Source organism: Cupriavidus consociatus, from assembly GCF_017814975.1.
Taxonomy (GTDB): Bacteria; Pseudomonadota; Gammaproteobacteria; order Burkholderiales; family Burkholderiaceae; genus Cupriavidus; species Cupriavidus consociatus.
This window is the reverse complement of sequence record NZ_JAGIQA010000030.1, coordinates 1-13,853: the sequence shown is the minus strand read 5'-3', so window position 1 is coordinate 13,853 and position 13,853 is coordinate 1. Positions and strand designations below refer to the sequence as shown.

The following is a 13,853-nucleotide window of genomic DNA, read 5'->3' as shown; positions in this document are numbered from 1 at the left end:
GGGCTGGCGCGCGAAGCGCCCGCCCCCGGCGGGCGCTCAGAAGCCGCGTGCCACCGGCATCCTGATGCTGTCCGGGTTCACGTTCATGTGCTTGGCCAGTTCCAGCTTGGCGATGGCGTTTCGGTGCACCTCGTCCGGACCGTCGGCCAGGCGCAGCGTGCGCTGGTGCGCCCACCAGCTGGCCAGCGGGAAGTCGCTGGAAACACCGGCGGCGCCATGCACCTGGATGGCCCAGTCGATCACCTTCAGCGCCACGTTCGGTGCCACCACCTTGATCATCGCGATCTCGGCCTTGGCCACCTTGTTGCCGACGGTGTCCATCATGTACGCGGCCTTGAGCGTCAGCAGGCGCGCCATCTCGATCTCGCAACGCGCTTCGGCGATGCGTTCCTGGGTGACGCCCTGGCTGGCCACCGGCTTGCCGAAGGCCACGCGCGACAGCGCGCGCTTGCACAGCAGCTCCAGCGCGCGCTCGGCCACGCCGATGCTGCGCATGCAGTGGTGGATGCGGCCCGGGCCGAGGCGGCCCTGCGCGATCTCGAAGCCGCGGCCTTCGCCCAGCAGGATGTTCGAGGCCGGGACGCGCACGTTCTTCAGCTCGATCTCCATGTGGCCGTGCGGCGCGTCGTCATAGCCGAACACCGGCAGGAAGCGCTTGATGGTGATGCCCGGGGTATCGGCCGGCACCACGACCATCGACTGCTGCTCATGGCGGCCGGCGTCGGGATTGGTCTTGCCCATCACGATGTAGACCTTGCAGCGCGGATCGCCGGCGCCCGAGGACCACCACTTGGTGCCGTTGATGACGTAGTGATCGCCGTCGCGCTCGATTCGGCATTCGATATTGGTGGCGTCGGACGAGGCTACCGCCGGCTCGGTCATCAGGAAAGCCGAGCGGATCTCGCCGGCGAGCAGCGGCTCCAGCCACTTGTCCTTCAGTTCCTCGGAGGCATAGCGCTCCAGCGTCTCCATGTTGCCGGTGTCGGGCGCGGCGCAGTTGAACACCTCGGCCGACCAGGGCACCCGGCCCATGATCTCGCACAGCGTGGCGTATTCCAGGTTGGACAGGCCCTGCGGCGCGCGCGGCGAGCGCGGCAGGAACAGGTTCCACAGGCCGGCTTCGCGCGCCAGCGGCTTCAGTTCCTCGATCACTTTGGTCGGGATCCAGGCGTCGCCGGCGCGGCGGTTCGCGTCGATCTCCTCGGCGAAGCGCTTTTCGTTCGGATAGATATGCTGGTCGAAGAAGGCCAGCAGCTTGGCCTGCATTTCCTTGACCTTCGGGCTGTACTCGAAATCCATGTGGTCTCCTCGCTACGGGATCTATGGGCGCAGGGTGGGCAACGGCGCCGGTTGGTTTCGTCGTTCGGGCAGACTTCGCCGATGCAATGCACTCTATCTGAAAGACGGTAATTAGAAAAATGAATTTTCTGGATTTGGCAGTATCAATTCCCTGCATTCCATGACAGAATCGCTGTCATGCAGCTCTCCCGCATCGACCTCAACCTCTTCGTGGTGTTCGACGCCATCTACAGCGAAGGCAGCATCACCGCGGCCGCGCGTCAGCTCAACCTGACGCAGCCGGCGGTCAGCCATGCGCTGGGTCGATTGCGGACGCTATTCGATGACCCGCTGTTCGAGCGCCGCGGGCAGGGCATGGCGCCTACGCCGCTGGCTCGTTCGCTGGCCGGCGAGGTGCGCGGCGCGCTGCAGTCGTTTGCCCGGACGCTGCAGGACACGCCGCACTTCGATCCCACCAATACGGTGCGGCGCTTCACCATCGGCATGCGCGACGCGCTGGAATCGACACTGCTGCCGCCGCTGATGGCGCGGGTGACGGCGATGGCGCCGCACGTGGAAATCGCCGCGATCCGCTTTGACCGGCGCGAGATGGAGTCCGAGCTGCTGGCGGGGACCATCGATACCGCGATCGATATCCTGCTGCCAGTCTCGCCGGCCATCCACCACGCGCCGTTCATGAACGACCCGATGGTGGTGCTGGCGCGCCGCGACCATCCGCTGGTGAAGAAGGAGCTGACGCTGGAGCGTTACCTTGCGGCCGAACACGTGCACGTGTCCTCGCGCCGGCGTGGCGCCGGGCTAGAGGACCAGGCGCTGCATCGCATGGGCCTGACCCGGCGCGTGCGGCTGCGCTGCCAGCACTATGCCGCTGCGTGCCGCGTGGTCAGCTGCACCGATCTTCTGGCCACGCTGCCCCTGCGCTATGCGCGCATCGCCAACGAGCCTTACGCCAACCGGCTGCTGTCCCTGCCGTTCAAGGTGCCGACGCTGGAACTGCACCTGTACTGGCACGCGGGCGGCGAGAACGATGGCGCCAACAGGTGGCTGCGCGAGCAGTTGATGGCGGTGATGACGTCGCTCGGAGGCGGCACCGCGGATGTGACGCCTGCGGGCTGAGTGGAGTGCGCGTCGCATGCAGGTTGTGCCAATGTGTATCGGGCGTTGCCCCGGTGAAGCGCGCGCGGTGCACACGTAAGCAATTGTTCGCACGCTAGACCCTGCCGGGTCACCCTCATACCATCGTTCGGTCTTTCTGCCTCCGGCGCCTCATGCGTCGGTCGTCCGCGCGTGCGGATCCCTCAGGCAGATGCCTTATTCCACGACTACGACACATCCAGACCGATGACCGGGACACGCTTGCTTGCTGATTGCCAACCGACGCTGCCGCGACGCGCGCTGCACACCACGTTCACCCTGACCGGCCTTTGCGCCGCTGCCGTTCTGGCCCTGTCCGCCTGTGGCGGCGGCGGTGGAGAGGGCGGCGACGGCGCCACCTCGGGCGGGGCGCCGCAGGGCACCGCGCAATCCGGCACCCAGTCCAGCACGAGCCCCGGCTCCACGCCTGGGTCGACGTCTTCCACGCCGACCACGGCCGGCGGCTGCTACACCGTCAGCGGTGCGGCACCGGCGCCCGCGGCAGGCAGCGGCATCACGCTGTTGCCGGCGCGCGGCAGCGCGGTCAGCAACTACCGCGTGCTGGAGGAACCGCGCACTGCGGGCCTGTGCTACGCGAACTACCGCCGCGAACAGGTCGGCCTGCCGCCGCTGGCCGCGCGCGACGCGCTCAACACCGTGGCGCAGAACCACACCGCGTACATGCTGGCCAACGCCACGCTGACGCACGACGAAATCAGCGGCCGGACCGGCTATACCGGTGCCACGCCGAACGAGCGCATCCAGGCAGCCTACCCGACCAATGCCACCGCGGAAGTAGTGGCCGGCGCCAATCGCTGGACCTCGGTGGCCAACGCCAACCTGTCGATGACGCCCAAGGATGCGCTGGTTTCCGACCTGATCAACGCGCCGTTCCACCGCGCCGCGCTGCTGGGCAGCTACGGCTCGGCCGGCAGCGGCTTTGCCGAGAGCGTGGGCCCGAACGGCAGCGGCACCTCGGCAAGCTACTACCAGACCATCGACCTGGCCGATGCGTCCAAGGGCGGCAGCGACAACCAGATGGTGGCTTACCCGTTCAACGGCCAGGCCGACGTGCCGGCGAGCTGGGTCAACTCCGAAAGCCCCAACCCGGCGCCGGGCTACGAAGGCAAGACCGTGGGCTACCCGGTCTCGCTGCAGGCGATCAACACCTCGCTGCAGTTTGATGCCGACAACTTCGCCATCACCGACGCGCAGGGCAACAGCGTCAACTGCCTGAAGGTCGACAGCCGCACGTCGGGCCTTTCCAGCGCCGCGCGCGGCCTGGCGATCTGCACGCCGGTGGCACCGCTGGCCAGCGGCCAGCGCTACAACGTGCGCGTGACCGGCCGGCTGGGTTCGCAGCCGGTGGACCTGAGCTGGTCGTTCAACACGCGCTGATCTTCCCCGATCAGCCAGGCACCGCCGCGCTCATTGCGGCGCGCGGTGCTGCACCTCGATGCGCACCCGGCCCGGCGCCAGCGTGCGGTCAGGCTGCACGGCATACGGCAACGGCGGGCGCTGCCCCGCCGGCAGCGACTGCCACAGCCGTTCCACCCATTCCCTGATTTCCTCGCTGTCCGGTTCGGCCGCCCACACGCCGAGCGGCGTGGCTGCCTGCATGCGTGCCGCGATCGCCGCGGGATCTTCCTGTACCGATACGACCATCGCCGCGGCGGCAAGCGCAGCGGGTGCGCGCGCCGCTGCCAGCGGCGGGGCGGCCTTGCGCGCGAAATCGGCTCGCGGGGCGGCTGCCGCCGGCGGTGCTGGCGGTGAGGGCGGTGGGGGTGGGGGCGAGGGCGCACGCGCTGATTCCGCCATGGCGGAGTACGCGGGCATTGGCGGCGACGCCGCGACTGCCGGAGCCTGCGGCCGCAAGCTTTCGATGGCCGGGGCAGGGGCGGGCATGGCCGGCGTTTCGCCGCGTGGCGTCGCCTTGCGTTCGGCGGGCGGCTGCACGCGCGGGCGCGGAGTGGCTTCGCGTTCTAGCCGCAGCTCCTTCGACGCTGACGTCGATGCAGAGGCCTTGGGCGCCGGCGGGGCCGGCTTTGCCGGAGCGGCGACGGGTGCTTCATGCGTCGACGCGGGAGCGTCCCCGGCCGCCGGGGTCGCGTCCGGCGCGGTTGCCTCGCCGACTGCCATTTCAGCAGCCGGTTGCAAGGCGCCTTCGTCGATCTGCCGCAGCACGATGCTGGTGGTCAGCCCGGCCACGGCCGCTACGCTCGCTACGGCACCGAGTGACCGCCACCAGCGGCGTGCGCGCGCCGTTCGTGCCTGTTCCGTCCGTCCGGCATGATCCGTCCCTTCGATCGCCTGCGCGGCGGCAGCGCTGCGCGCCTGCGCCGCCAACCAGTCGCGCGTGGCAGCACTGACTGGCGCTCCCAGCGCCTGCGCCGCCGGCTGGCCTGCAACGACGCCGGCCAGCAGCGCATCGCGCCGGCCCGCCTGCGCTGCCTGCAGCCGCGCGGCTTCTTCCAGCACCGCGGACGCCAGCCCCGGCGGGGCGGCAAAAGGCAGGGTGCCGGCGCGGCGCGCGTCGGCTTCGTGCTGGGCCGCGTGTGCCGCGGCTTGCACGGCAGCGGCCAGCCGCTCCGGTGGCAGGTAGCCCGGCAATGCCTTCAGCAACGCGGCAAGCCGGTCCTGCCCGTCGATGAAGCGATCGGCGGCGCTCATGGCCGAGGCTCCCGCGCGCCCGGCACGCTGGCCGCCAGGTCGGCACGCAACCGCGCGAAAGCGTAGCGCAGCCGGCTCTTCACCGTTTCGAATTTCTCGCCCAGCATCTGCGCGATATCCTCGACGCTCATGTCGCTGAAGAAGCGCAGCACCACCACCTCGCGCTGCGCTGCCGGCAGTTGCAGCAGTGCGCGGTGAACGTAGTGCGCATGCTGCCGCAACTGCAGCTCGGCTTCCGGCGACAGGTCATCGGCGGGCAGTTCCGGCGGCTGGCCGTCGTCGGTGTCGTGGCGCTGGCGCGCATCCGCGCTGCGCACCTGGTCGAGCCAGGCATTGCGCGCGATCTGGTACAGGAAGGTGCGAAACGCCGCGGCAGGCTGGTAGTCGCCGCAGCGGGTCATCAGCTTGATCCACGTCTTCTGCGCAATGTCCTCGGCCTCGTCAGTGTTGCCCTGGCACAGCCATGCCACGTAGTTGTAGAGGCCGGCATTATGGCGGCGGAACAGTTCGCCGATTGGTTGCTCGATAATGCCGGACGCGACCAGCAGCATCAGGTCCTGGTCGGGCAGCGCGGCCAGCGGGGGAGGCGGGACGGGGGCTGGAGCTTGCATGCGCCCGAGTATAGGAGAGCGCAGGGCGGGGCGACAAAGCGCTGCGCCGCCCTGCGCCGGGACGTTGTCAGCGCGCCGCACGCTCGGGAACCGCGGCGGCACCGGCATCCGCCGGCTTGCTGGTTGCCAGGCTTTGCGCCAGGTTGACCAGCCTGAGGAATTCGCCGCGGTAGCCGAAGCGGTCGGCGCCGCGCGCGCCTTGCGCCAGTGCGTGTGCCTCGGCGTAGCCCCAGCTTCCAGTGTGTTTGCCGCCGCGCAGCGCCTGGCCGAAACCTGCTACGGCGGCCGAGAAACGGAAGTCGTCGTCGACCTGGGCCAGGGGCCGGATCGCCTGCCGCGCCACGGCGATATCCATCAGCTGGCTCGTGCTGGCCGTGGGCAGCTTGTAGCGCAGTTTCACATGCGCCAGTTCGCCGTCGCGGCCGGGCGCGGGCGTGGCGGGCTGGTAGCGCAGCGGATCGACCAGCCCGGGTTGGCCGGCCAGCGTCAGTTCGTACAACGCGGTCACCGTATGGCCCGCGCCAATGTCGCCGGCATCGACCTTGTCATTGTTGAAGTCCTCGCGCGCCAGCATGCGGTTCTCATAGCCGATCAGCCGGTATTCCTTCACCGTCGCCGGGTTGAATTCCACCTGGATCTTCACGTCGCGCGCGATGGTGGCCAGCGTCGAGCTGATCTCGCTCGCCAGCACCTTGTTGCCCTCCATCAGGTTGTCGATGTACGAGTACGCGCCGTCGCCGGCATCGGCCAGCTGCTCCATCAGCTGCTCGTTGTAGTTGCCGGTGCCGAAGCCCAGCGTCGACAGCGACACGCCCGACTTGCGCTTCTCTTCGACCATGCCCTTGAGCTGCCGGAAGTCTGTGATGCCGACGTTGAAGTCGCCGTCGGTGGCCAGCAACACCCGGTTGATCCCGCCCGCAATAAAGCTTTGCTGCGCGGCCTGGTAGGCCAGCGCGATGCCGCTGGCGCCGGCAGTGCTGCCGCCGGCCACCAGCTGGTCGATGGCGGCGCTGATCGCGGCCTTGTCGCTGCCCGGCGTGGGCGGCAGCGCCACGCGGGTGCCGCCGGCATAGGTGACCAGCGTGATGCGGTCCTGCGCGCGCAGCTTGTTCACCAGCAGCTTCAGCGAAGACTTGAGCAGCGGCAGCTTGTCGGGCGAGTCCATGGATCCTGACACATCGACCAGGAACACCAGGTTCGCCGGCGGCAGCGCACCGCCGGCGATGTCCTTGCCCTTGATGCCGATGCGCAGCAGCACGTTGGACGGATGCCAGGGCGCGGGCGCCAGCGCGGTGTGCACCGCGAACGGCCGCCCGTCCGCGGGCTGGGCATAGTCGTACGGGAAGTAGTTCAGCAGTTCTTCGACACGCACGGCATCCGCGGGCGGCAGGCGGCCGGCATTGAGCAGGCGGCGCATATTGCTGTAGCTGCCGGTATCGACGTCGATGCTGAAGGTCGACACCGGGGCCAGCGCGACGAGCCTGACGCCGTTCTCTTCGATCTGGCCATAGCGCTCGCGGTCCGCGGCCTGGGGTGGCGGCAGGTGGTAGGGGCGCGGCATGGCCAGCGGGGCATGGGGTGCGATGGCGCGCATTTCGGCCGTGGGGGCAGCATTTGCGGCCTTGGCCGCTTCGGCGGCGTGATCCCGGACCGGCGCGGGCGCCGGGGCCGGCGGAGCGGATTGCGGCGCCTGCGTCAGCGAAGGTGAATGCCCGCCGCAGGCCGACAGCGCTAGTGCCAGTGCGGTGGCGCAGCAGGCAGCGGCGGCCCGGGCCCGCCGGGTGCCAACGGTGTTCCTGACCGGTGCGCGAAGTTGCATGTTGTTCTCCTGGTGGGCCGCAGGCAGGACGCCGGTCGGCCTGTCCATGAAACGGCGCACGGTCCCCGGCGGGGTTAAACCGGCTGGTTTTTTTCGCTGCACGCTCAATCAGGTGACGGAAATCAGACTTCGCCCGACCCCCGCATGCGGCGATCGCCACTACAATCGCCTGATTCCTTCCCCAGGAGACATCGCATGGCCCGCATTGACCTCGATTCGATGGTGTGGCGCAGCACGCTGGCCCTGACTACGGCCGCGTTGCTTGCCGCGTGTGGAACGCAGGGCGGAGGGACAGGGACGCCCGCCGCAACGGCTGCGCCAGCTGCCGCCCCCCCGGCAGCGGCAGCGCCCGCGGCAGCCATGCCGCCTGCCCCGGAGGTCGCTTCCGGCTACCGCGCCGGCATGTCGACGGTCTATGCGCAGCGCTATATGGCCGCCGCGGCCAATCCGCTGGCGAGCGAGGCCGGGCGCGCCATGCTGCGCCAGGGCGGCTCGGCCATCGATGCCGCCATCGCCATGCAGGCCGTGCTGACGCTGGTCGAGCCGCAGGCCACCGGCATCGGTGGCGGCGCCTTCATCATGTACTGGGACGGCAAGCGCGTTCAGGCCTTCGACGGCCGCGAGACCGCCCCCGCAGGGGCCACTGAAGACCTGTTCATGCGGCCCGACGGCAAGCCGATGGAGTTCAGCGAGGCACAGATCGGCGGGCGTTCGGTCGGCACGCCGGGTGTCATGCGCGCGCTGGAGATGGCGCATCGGCAGCACGGGCGCCTGCCGTGGGCCAAGCTGTTCGAGCCGGCGATCTCGCTGGCGGAGAAGGGCTTCCCGATCTCGCAGCGCCTGTACACGCAAGTGGCCGCCGACAAGTTCCTGGCCAACTCGCCGGAGATGGCCGCGTATTTCCTCGATGCGCAGGGCAAGCCCAAGCCGGCCGGCACGGTGCTGAAGAACCCCAAGCTCGCCCAGACGCTGCGCGATATCGCGCGTCGCGGCGCGGGCGTGCTGTACGGTGGCCCGATCGCGCAGGACATCGTCGCCAAGGTCAACGGCAGCAACAATCGGGGCTCGCTGTCGATGGCGGACCTGCGGGGCTACCGGGCCAAGCAGCGCGTGCCGGTCTGCACCGACTACAAGCGCTGGAAGATCTGCGGCATGCCGCCGCCGTCATCGGGCGGTATCGCGATTGCGCAGATCCTGGGCACGCTGCAGGCGCTGGAGACCAAGAATCCCAAGTACGCGCTGGCAGCGCTCAAGCCGCAAAACGTCAACACGCCCGCGCAGGTGGAAGCCAATCCGGACGCGGTCCACGCCATTTCCGAAGCTGACCGCCTGGCCTATGCCGACCGCGGCCTGTACGTAGCGGATGCCGATTTCGTGCAGATCGATGTAGCCGGCCTGGTCAACCCGAACTACCTCGCGTCACGCGCCGAGCTGATCGGCGACAAGAGCATGGGCAAGGCGCAGCCAGGCGTGCCGCCGGGGCCTGCGGTGGCGTACGCCCCGGACCGCTCGCCACCGCGCATCTCCACCTCGCAGATTGTCGCGGTCGATGACCGCGGCGGCGCGATCTCGATGACCACGACGATCGAGTCGTACTTCGGCTCGCATCTGATGGTGCGTGGGTTCATGCTGAACAACCAGCTGACCGACTTCTCCTTCGTGCCGAGCGAGAACGGCAAGCCGGTGGCCAATCGCGTCGAGCCGGGCAAGCGGCCGCGTTCGTCGATGGCGCCTACGCTGGTGTTTGACCGCCAGACCGGGCAACTGGTGGCCACGGTCGGTTCGCCCGGCGGCTCGCAGATCATCGAGTATGTGTCCAAGACGCTGGTCGGCATGCTGGACTGGAACATGGATCCGCAGGCTGCGATCGGGATGGGTAACTTTGGCAGCCGGAACGGGCCTACTGAAGTGGAAAAGGGGCTGGTGTCGCCGGGGCTGGTGCAGGCGCTGCAGCAGCGTGGGCACCAGGTGGCGGAGATCGAGATGACCAGCGGGACGCAGGCTATCGTGCGGCGGCAGGGCCCGGATGGGAAGGTGGTTTGGGCTGGTGGGGCTGATCCGCGGAGGGAGGGGGTGGCGGTGGGGGATTAAGGGGGGCGGTTTTCACGTGCTGCTAGCGTGGTCGCTGTTTGTGACATGCTGTCGGCTGTTGAAGCGCCTGGTTCCGCCCTGCTGGGCGGGTCACTTTTTGGCCGAGCGCCAAAAAGTCACCAAAAAGCGCCTTACTGCCCTTGCGGGCGGCCACTCTTATCGTAGTGGACGACGGCTTTCGTACGGGGCTGCGCTTCCTCACATAGCAGGACTGCCTGACGCCTTGGTGCGCCACGGTGGCTCGGATTGATGCGGTGTTTGAACGAGCCCGGAGCTGTGGGTGGCTCCTGCTGCTGACGGCAACGTAGGGACGCCTTCGGCTGCGCTGCGCGCGGGCCCTAACGTGGCGGAGCTGGCGTCCATGTCCTGGCTTGCGCTTCGGACTTGGCGTCGCGCGCTTGGCGACGTGGCTCGTCCATACGAAGGTCTGGCGCATCAGCGGGAAATTGGCTGGCATTACTTCGTGGGGGCTCCGGCCCTCACCCCCGGCCCCTCTCCCGCAAGCGGGAGAGGGGAGCGCAAGCGGCAGGGAAAAGCTTGCGGGTTCACCCGCGATAGCGCCAAGCGAGCGTAGCGACGCATTCCGTGCCCGGGCCTCTGACCTGAGATACTGCCGGCGCGCAGCGCAGCCGTAGGCGTTCCTGCGTTGACCCAAGCAGCAGGGGCCACTCACGGCTCTGGGCTCGTTCAAACACCGCATCAATCCGAGCCACCGTGGCGCACCACGGCGTCAGGCAGTCCTGCTCTGCAACGAAGCAAAGCCCCGTATGAAAGCCCCCGGCCACTACGATAAAAGTGGCCGCCCGCAGGGCAGTAACGCGCTTTTTGGTGACTTTTTGTCGCTCGGCCAAAAAGTTACCCGCCCAGGAGGGCGGAACCAGGCGGTTCAAAGGCCGACAGCATGTCACCAATAGCGAGCGACCACAACGCTCCAAGCGACCGAAAGCATGTCACCAACGGCCACCCAGCGCCAAAACAATCACCCCTTAGCCTTCTTCGCATACTCCCACCCCATCTCCGCCATCGGCCGCGCCCGCTTACCCGCATCGGTAGCCTGCGCCGACGAAGCCGTCCCATCGACCACGCGCTTCATGATCCCTTGCAGAATCCCGGCAATACGGAACATGCTGAAGGCCAGATAGAAATTCCAGTCGCCAGTGATTGCGCGCCCGGTGCGCTGCTCGTACTTGCGGCGATACGTTGCCTCGTCCGGAATCCCCAACCCCGCATAGTCCAGCCCCGCAATCCCGCGGAACTGCCCCGGCGCGATATGCCAGCTCATGCAGTGGTAGCTGAAGTCCGCCATCGGATGCCCCAGCGTGGACAGTTCCCAGTCCAGCACCGCCAGCACACGCGGCTCGGTCGGATGGAACATCAGGTTGTCGAGCCGGTAATCGCCATGGACGATGGCCGTCAGGTCCGCGTCTTCCTGCGGAATATGCTGCGGCAGCCAGTCCATCAGCGCATCCATGGCCGGGATCGACTCGGTTTCCGACAGCTTGTATTGCTTGGTCCAACGCTCGATCTGGCGCTGGAAGTAGTTGCCTGGCTTGCCGTAGTCCCCCAGGCCAATGGCGTTGTAGTCGACGGTATGCAGCGCGGCGATGACGCGATTCATCTCGTCATAGATGGCACTGCGCTCGGCATTGGTCATGTCCGGCAGCGACTGGTCCCACAGCACCCGGCCGGCGACGAACTCCATGATGTAGAAGGCGCGGCCAATCACCGATTCGTCTTCGCACAGCGCGTACATGCGCGCCACCGGCACGTCGGTGCCGGCGAGGGCGGCCATTACGCGGTATTCGCGCTCGATGGCATGTGCCGACGGCAGCAGCTTGCTTTTGGGGCCGGGCTTGGCGCGCATTACGTAGGTCTGGCCCGGCGTGACCAGCTTGAAGGTCGGGTTGGATTGCCCGCCCTTGAACTGCTCGACGGTCAGCGGGCCGGCAAAGCCCTCCACGTGCTGGCGCATCCAGGCTTCCAGCGCGCCGGTGTCGAAGCGCTGCTGGTCTGCCACCGGGCGTGTGCCCTCGAAGTGCGATACGTTGCTCGTCATGCTGCTGTCTCCGTTGGTTTTCTGTTCGGGTTCGGTTGGATGGCTAGGGTGACTCAGGCGGCCGGCTGGCGTCCGCGCAAATACTGGTGCAGCAGCACTTCCATGGTGGTGTGGCGCGAGCCGCTGTGGACGGGGGTGGGGGGCGAGTAGTTGGTCATGCGGACCACCCAGTCGAGCGGGCCGTCGCCCATGTCTAGCACATTGATGCAGCCCGCGGTCTGCAGCAGCGAGCCGAACAGCACGCGCCGCCCGCAGGTGATGGCCTGCGACAGGATGGCGCGGTTGGTGCCGCCGTGCAGCACCATCAGCAGGGTGTCCCATTCCGGGTCGGCACGCAGGCGATCCAGCCCGGGCAGCACGCGGTCGAGAAAGGCGCCGATGGTTTCGCCGTTGAGAAAACGCTTGTCTTCCGGGACCTCGCCTTCGAAGGCGCCGACGAAGGCGTCGCGCAGGTCGGCGTCGGCGATCGCGGACAGATCGCCGCCTCGGATCTCCTGGAATTCGGGCCAGATCTCGGGCACCACGCCGTCCATTCCGGGCAGTTCGGCCAGCACGCGTTCGGCGGTCTCCACGGTGCGCGGCAGGCCGCTGACGATGACGCGATCGAAACGGATCTGCTCGGCGGCAAAGGCGCGCCCGGCGGCGGTGGCCTGCATGCGGCCGGTCTCGTTGAGCGGGACCATTTCCGGCAGCGCGGGTCGCCCGGTTTCATCGAAATACGAGACGGCGCCGTGCCGCATCAGGTAGATGCGGCGACGCGAGGACGGCGGCAATTCCATGCGTTGTCTCCTTGAGTTGTGCTGGCGTGTCCGTCTGCCGCGGGCTTGCCATGAAGACGGGCAGCGGCCCGTCCGAATCTGTCAGCGGTACTGCGGCTTGCGCTTCTCCAGGAAGGCGCTGATGCCTTCGCCGCCATCCGGGTGATGCAGCGCGGCGACAAAGTTGTCACGCTCGGCCAGCAGGTGCTCGTCGAGCGAAGCCGTGGCCGCATGGTTGATCAGGCCTTTGATGCGGCCGACCGCATGCGGCGATTGCTTGGCCAGCCCTGCGGCCAGGCGCAGCGACTCGGCCAGCGCCTCGCCCGGCGGCGTGACGCGGTTGACGAGGCCAAACTGGGCCAGCCGCTCGCCGCTGATCGGCTTGCCTTCCATCATCAGCTCGCTGGCGAGCTGGCGCGGCAGCGCGCGCGCCAGTTCGTACGAGCCGCCGCCATCGGGCGTGAGCCCGACCGAAACGTAGGCCATTACGAACTTGGCATCGCTGGCCGCGACCACGAAGTCGCATGCCAGCACCAGCGACAGGCCCGCGCCGGCGGCCGCGCCTTCCACCGCCGCGATGATCGGCTTGGGAAAGGCGTGCAGCGAACGGATAAAGCCGTTCAGCACCTCGATGCTGGCGGCCTGCACCTCGGGCGGCTGGCTGCGGTTGCCCAGCAGCCGGTTCAGGTTGCCGCCGGCGCAGAACATGCCGTCGGCGCCGGTGAAGATCACCGCGCGGATCGAAGCGTCGGCGGCGGCCGCGTCCAGCGCCGCCTTGGAGCCTGCATAGATGTCCGGGTGCAGCGCGTTGCGCGCCTCGGGGTTCGAGATGGTCAGGACCAGCGTCGAATCGACGCGTTCGGAAAGCAGTTGTGCGGGCATGGGGGCGACTCTGAAAACGGCAGGAAACGGGCTTACTGTTCTTCGGCCAGCAGCGACTGGCCGAGGCCGGCACGGCGCCACAGCCACGGGCTCGGGCGGTAGCGCATGTCGCCGGTCAGCGCTTCCATGTTGCGCAGCGTCTCGAGCACCAGCTGCGGGCCGACCGCGTCGCCGAGCGCCAGTGGGCCCTTCGGGTAGCCGAGGCCGAGGTTCACGGCAAGGTCGATGTCCGCCGGCGTGGCGATGCGCTGCTGGGCGATATCGCTGGCGATATTGATGATGCAGCAGAGCACGCGCTGGGCGACAAAGCCGGCCGAGTCGCGGATCAGCGTGACCGGCACGCCGTCGCTGGCAAAGAGGCCATGCGCGGCATCACGCGCGGCGGCGCTGGTGGCCGGTGTGGTCATCAGCGTGCGGCGCCTGGTGGCCTCGAACGGCAGCAGCGTGTCGATGGCAACGGTGCGGGCCGGGTCCAGGCCCTGCTGCAGCGCGCTGGTGGTGGCATCGAGGCCCAGCGGCGTGACGATGATCAG

Annotated in this window: 11 protein-coding genes; 3 read left to right on the top strand and 8 right to left on the bottom strand. The window is 68.3% G+C overall.

Annotated elements, in window-relative coordinates:
- Positions 1 to 36: 36 nt before the first annotated feature.
- Positions 37 to 1,299, bottom strand: coding sequence for an acyl-CoA dehydrogenase family protein (locus tag J8I82_RS30255; protein WP_209763202.1), 1,263 nt, complete (start codon positions 1,297 to 1,299; stop codon positions 37 to 39).
- A gap of 177 nt (positions 1,300 to 1,476) precedes the next feature.
- Between J8I82_RS30255 and J8I82_RS30250 the strand changes: the two genes are divergently transcribed.
- Together J8I82_RS30250 and J8I82_RS30245 are read left to right on the top strand one after the other, a co-directional pair.
- Positions 1,477 to 2,415, top strand: a complete 939-nt coding sequence (locus J8I82_RS30250) for a LysR family transcriptional regulator (protein WP_063241508.1) — start codon at positions 1,477 to 1,479, stop codon at positions 2,413 to 2,415.
- Positions 2,416 to 2,640: 225 nt separating this feature from the next.
- Positions 2,641 to 3,831 (top strand): CAP domain-containing protein, encoded by a 1,191-nt coding sequence (locus tag J8I82_RS30245; protein WP_209763200.1) that lies wholly within the window; start codon positions 2,641 to 2,643, stop codon positions 3,829 to 3,831.
- Positions 3,832 to 3,861: 30 nt separating this feature from the next.
- On the opposite strand, the gene J8I82_RS30240 is transcribed toward J8I82_RS30245, so the two are convergent.
- The 3 genes from J8I82_RS30240 to J8I82_RS30230 all read right to left on the bottom strand — a co-directional run bounded on the left by J8I82_RS30240 (position 3,862) and on the right by J8I82_RS30230 (position 7,533).
- On the bottom strand, positions 3,862 to 5,103 hold the full coding sequence (locus J8I82_RS30240) for a hypothetical protein (protein ID WP_209763198.1): 1,242 nt from the start codon (positions 5,101 to 5,103) through the stop codon (positions 3,862 to 3,864).
- Positions 5,100 to 5,714 (bottom strand): sigma-70 family RNA polymerase sigma factor, encoded by a 615-nt coding sequence (locus J8I82_RS30235; protein WP_209763196.1) that lies wholly within the window; start codon positions 5,712 to 5,714, stop codon positions 5,100 to 5,102. Before J8I82_RS30235 ends, J8I82_RS30240 begins: the two co-directional genes overlap by 4 nt.
- Positions 5,715 to 5,781: 67 nt before the next feature.
- Positions 5,782 to 7,533, bottom strand: coding sequence for a vWA domain-containing protein (locus J8I82_RS30230; RefSeq protein ID WP_209763194.1), 1,752 nt, complete (start codon positions 7,531 to 7,533; stop codon positions 5,782 to 5,784).
- 195 nt (positions 7,534 to 7,728) lie between these two features.
- Here J8I82_RS30230 and ggt point away from each other — a divergent pair, with 195 nt between their 5' ends.
- Positions 7,729 to 9,624, top strand: a complete 1,896-nt coding sequence (gene ggt / locus J8I82_RS30225) for a gamma-glutamyltransferase (protein WP_209763192.1) — start codon at positions 7,729 to 7,731, stop codon at positions 9,622 to 9,624.
- Between the two features lie 979 nt (positions 9,625 to 10,603).
- On the opposite strand, the gene J8I82_RS30220 is transcribed toward ggt, so the two are convergent.
- The 4 genes from J8I82_RS30220 to J8I82_RS30205 form a co-directional block, all read right to left on the bottom strand.
- Positions 10,604 to 11,680: a phosphotransferase gene (locus J8I82_RS30220; protein WP_209763190.1), complete on the bottom strand. Its 1,077-nt coding sequence runs from the start codon at positions 11,678 to 11,680 to the stop codon at positions 10,604 to 10,606.
- Between the two features lie 53 nt (positions 11,681 to 11,733).
- The gene (locus J8I82_RS30215; RefSeq protein ID WP_209763188.1) at positions 11,734 to 12,459 is read right to left on the bottom strand and encodes a histidine phosphatase family protein; all 726 of its coding nucleotides are present in this window, start codon (positions 12,457 to 12,459) and stop codon (positions 11,734 to 11,736) included.
- A gap of 81 nt (positions 12,460 to 12,540) precedes the next feature.
- Positions 12,541 to 13,320, bottom strand: coding sequence for an oxepin-CoA hydrolase, alternative type (locus tag J8I82_RS30210; protein ID WP_209763186.1), 780 nt, complete (start codon positions 13,318 to 13,320; stop codon positions 12,541 to 12,543).
- 32 nt (positions 13,321 to 13,352) lie between these two features.
- A partial coding sequence (locus J8I82_RS30205; protein ID WP_245180302.1) for a 3-hydroxyacyl-CoA dehydrogenase family protein occupies positions 13,353 to 13,853 on the bottom strand: 501 nt, incomplete at its 5' end.